Raw genomic sequence first — 3,739 nt, 5'->3', positions numbered from 1 at the left:
GCTTTCGCGATGAAGGCGCCGATGTCCTCGTCGCCGGACGGAAGGAGGCGGAGCTGAAACGCTTCGCGGGCGAGCTTGGCGGCCATTATGCAATTTGCGACCTGACTCAGGAAGCCGATATCAAGGCGCTCGCTGAATCGGCAAGGAGTCAGATGGGCGGCGTCGATATCGCGATCAATGCGACAGGTGTCGGCTTTCTGAAACCCTTTCTGGAGAATACCAGAGAAGAACTGGAAATGATGTCGGCGCTGCAGCTGGTTGGGCCGTTTCAATTTTATCAGGAAATGATCAAGGCGATGGATGATGGCGGATCAATCATTCAGATCAGTTCGGCCACCGCAACGATCATGCTCAATGATCATGCCGCCTATATGGGCACGAAGGCCGCCACCGATCATATCATTCGCTGCGTCGCTCATGAATTCGGTGAAAAGGGCATCCGCGCCAACAGCATTTCTCCGGGTCTGACGCGGACGCCAATGACCGCAGGTGTTGATCAGGTGCCGGGACTGGTTGAGTCGTTCGAAGCGCGCTATCCGCTCGGCCGGATCGGGACCAGCGACGATATCGCCGCTGCTGCAGTGTTCCTTGCCAGCGACGAATGCTTCATGACCGGCGAGAATCTGCAGGTCAATGGCGGTCTTTGCCTGCGCGGCAATCCGACGCGTAAGGACCAGCAGCTGATGATGGCGTCGCTCTCCGCAGCGTCCTGACTTTAGTCTATCGGTTTAAGTCGCTTCTGGATGTGGGGGCGGACCTTCAGGAACTGCAGATACAGGGCCTCGAGGATCGCCAACACAGCCGGTGCGCGAGCAAGCAGGCCGATAGGCCGCAGCAACGGAATGGCGCGCCACATTGCCGCGAAAGCGGCGGCGCCTGACAACATTCGGCCGTTTTCCGATGCATGGAACCGCTCGAGCATCAATTGGCGGTCGATCGGACAGGTCGAAGCCGGCGTCGAAATATCGGTGAAGGTGATGGCGTCGCGCCGGTCCAGCTTGCGCATCAGGGCAATTTCGCGGATGCATAACGGGCAGGCACCATCATACCAAACGGTCAACGGTTCGCGGCTCCGGTCTTGGTGCCGAGCTATGTTTGTTCCGTGTCCTGCCGTCATTGCATTACAGACCTAATAGCCACGACGATCTCATGCCATATGTCCGAAAGGTCTAGCCCTCAGTCACCCGGGTGAGGGAAGATCAAACATCCAGATTGGCGACGTTCAACGCATTGTCCACGATGAATTCCCGTCGCGGTTCGACCACTTCGCCCATCAGCTTGGTGAAAATATCATCGGTAACATCGGCCTGTTCGACGGTGACCTGGAGGAGCGAGCGCACTTCGGGATCGAGTGTGGTTTCCCAGAGCTGTTCGGCGTTCATTTCGCCGAGACCCTTGTAACGCGAAACCGCCAGGCCCTTGCGGCCTGCTGCCAGCACGGTGTCGAGCAATTCGGAAGGACGGGTTATCAGTGTGCCGTCCGAACCGACGCCTTCTTCATCGCCTTCCTCGGCATCGCCGCCGGCCGATTTCACCAGTCGGCTGCCGCGATCATAGGTGGCGGTTTCTTCGGAAGCCAGTCGGTGCAGCTTCCGGGCTTCGGCGCTTTCCAGAAATTTTGCCTCGATGATATGGTGATCGGTGACGCCGCGCCAGAATCGCTGGAAGAGATAGCCGCCTTCTTCCGACACCTGACCCGACCAGCGGCCCTCCTCGTCGACCTCGTCCATCCACGCGGCGGTCGCATCGACGGCGGCTTGCCGTTCCGTCCTGCCATGATCGGGATTGAGCGCGCCGGTGAGCGCCATGCCCTCGACAATCGTGCTATCATAGCGGCGCGGCACATAGGCCATCAGGCTGCGCATCCGCCGCGCATGTTCGATCAGGCCGCGCAGATCGTCGCCGCTTCGCGCGCCTTCGCCGGTCTGCAGGATCATGCCGCTCAATCCCGCCTCGACCAGATACTGGTCGAGCGCATTGTCGTCCTTGAGATAGACTTCGCTCTTGCCCTTGCCGACCTTGTAGAGCGGCGGCTGGGCGATATAGAGATGGCCGCCCAGAATGATCTCCGGCATCTGGCGGTAGAAAAAGGTCAGCAGCAAAGTGCGGATGTGGGCGCCGTCGACGTCAGCATCGGTCATGATGACGATCTTGTGATAGCGCAGCTTTTCCAGATTGAAATCGTCGCGGCCAATGCCGGTGCCCATCGCCTGGATCAGCGTGCCGACCTCCTTGGAAGACAGCATCCGGTCAAAGCGGGCGCGTTCGACGTTGAGGATCTTGCCCTTCAGCGGCAGGATCGCCTGATACATGCTGTCACGCCCCTGTTTGGCCGAACCGCCAGCGGAGTCTCCTTCGACCAGAAACAGCTCGCATTTGCTGGCGTCCTTCTCGCGGCAATCGGCCAGCTTGCCGGGCAGCGAGGCTATGTCCATCGCGCCCTTGCGGCGGGTCAGTTCGCGCGCTTTTTTCGCTGCTTCCCGGGCAGCCGCGGCGTCGATCACCTTCTGCACCACCATCGATGCATTTTGCGGATTTTCTTCCAGCCATTCCGCCAGCTTGTCGGCCATCAGACTTTCCAGCGGTTGGCGCACTTCGGAAGAGACCAGCTTGTCCTTGGTCTGCGAACTGAATTTTGGATCGGGCAGCTTGACCGAAACAATGGCGGTCAGGCCTTCGCGCATGTCATCGCCGGTCAGCTTGACCTTCTCTTTCTTCAGCGCGCCGGAGCTTTCGGCATAATTGTTCAAGGTCCGGGTCAGCGCCGAACGAAAGGCCGCCAGATGGGTGCCGCCATCGCGCTGCGGGATATTGTTGGTGAAGCAGAGAACATTCTCGTAATAGCTGTCGTTCCACTCGAGCGAGACGTCGATGATGACATCGTCGCGGTCGCCGTGAATGGCGATTGGCTCGGGCACCAGCGGCGTCTTGTTGCGGTCGAGATATTGCACGAAAGCGGCGATCCCCCCTTCGTAGAACAGGTCGATTTCCTTTGCTTCCTCATGCCGCGCATCGCGCAGGATGATATGGACGCCGCTGTTGAGAAAGGCGAGCTCGCGGTAGCGGTGCTCCAGCTTCTCGAAGTCGAATTCGGTGATCTTGAAGGTCGCGGGCGAGGGGAAGAAGGTGACTTTCGTGCCCTTCTTGAAGCCGGTCTTGTTGTCCGCCGCCGGGGCATCGCTGACGACCGCCAGCGGGCGCACGGCATCGCCGAATTCGAAGCGCATATTATGCTCTTTGCCGTCGCGCCAGATGTCCAGTTCCAGCCATTCGGACAAGGCGTTGACCACCGAGACGCCGACGCCGTGCAGGCCGCCGGAGACCTTGTAGGCATTGTCGTCCGAGGTATTCTCGAACTTGCCGCCGGCGTGCAGCTGGGTCATGATGACCTCGGCCGCAGAGACGCCTTCCTCGGTGTGCATGCCGGTCGGGATGCCGCGGCCATTGTCCTCGACCGAGACGCTGCCGTCCGGGTTGAGCGTGATCAGGATCAGGTCGCAATGGCCGGCGAGCGCTTCGTCGATGGCGTTGTCGGACACCTCGAACACCATATGATGCAGGCCGCTGCCGTCATCGGTGTCGCCGATATACATGCCGGGCCGCTTGCGGACCGCGTCCAAGCCCTTGAGAACCTTGATCGAATCTGCGCCATATTCGTTCTGGTTGGAAGAATTGGAGGCTTCTTCCGCTTTACTGTTTTCACTAATGTCATTCATGCCGGGACCATAGCCGCTGGGGC

General features: G+C 59.8%; 3 protein-coding genes. 1 reads left to right on the top strand and 2 read right to left on the bottom strand.

Going from position 1 to position 3,739, the window contains the following annotated elements:
• Nucleotides 1-713: SDR family oxidoreductase (locus tag ACEW8J_RS05175; protein WP_373490574.1), on the top strand; the 713-nt coding region annotated here is incomplete at its 5' end.
• Between the two features lie 2 nt (nucleotides 714-715).
• Here ACEW8J_RS05175 and ACEW8J_RS05170 read toward each other — a convergent pair.
• Nucleotides 716-1,117, bottom strand: coding sequence for a thiol-disulfide oxidoreductase DCC family protein (locus ACEW8J_RS05170; protein ID WP_373490573.1), 402 nt, complete (start codon nucleotides 1,115-1,117; stop codon nucleotides 716-718).
• 82 nt (nucleotides 1,118-1,199) lie between these two features.
• Nucleotides 1,200-3,716 carry a DNA topoisomerase (ATP-hydrolyzing) subunit B gene (gyrB, locus tag ACEW8J_RS05165; protein WP_373490575.1) on the bottom strand — a complete coding sequence of 839 codons (2,517 nt, stop codon included), beginning with the start codon at nucleotides 3,714-3,716 and terminating at the stop codon, nucleotides 1,200-1,202.
• Between the last annotated feature and the right edge of the window lie 23 nt (nucleotides 3,717-3,739).

The sequence above is a fragment of the Parasphingorhabdus sp. genome (assembly GCF_041748495.1).
Lineage (GTDB): Bacteria > Pseudomonadota > Alphaproteobacteria > Sphingomonadales > Sphingomonadaceae > Parasphingorhabdus.
This window is presented reverse-complemented; position numbering and strand designations above follow the sequence as displayed.

What these genes read in the sequence shown, in the direction of transcription:
- ACEW8J_RS05170 (WP_373490573.1), bottom strand. Translation starts at nt 1,117, where the DNA reads ATGACGGCAGGACACGGAACAAACATAGCTCGGCACCAAGACCGGAGC.
- gyrB (WP_373490575.1), bottom strand. Translation starts at nt 3,716, where the DNA reads ATGAATGACATTAGTGAAAACAGTAAAGCGGAAGAAGCCTCCAATTCT.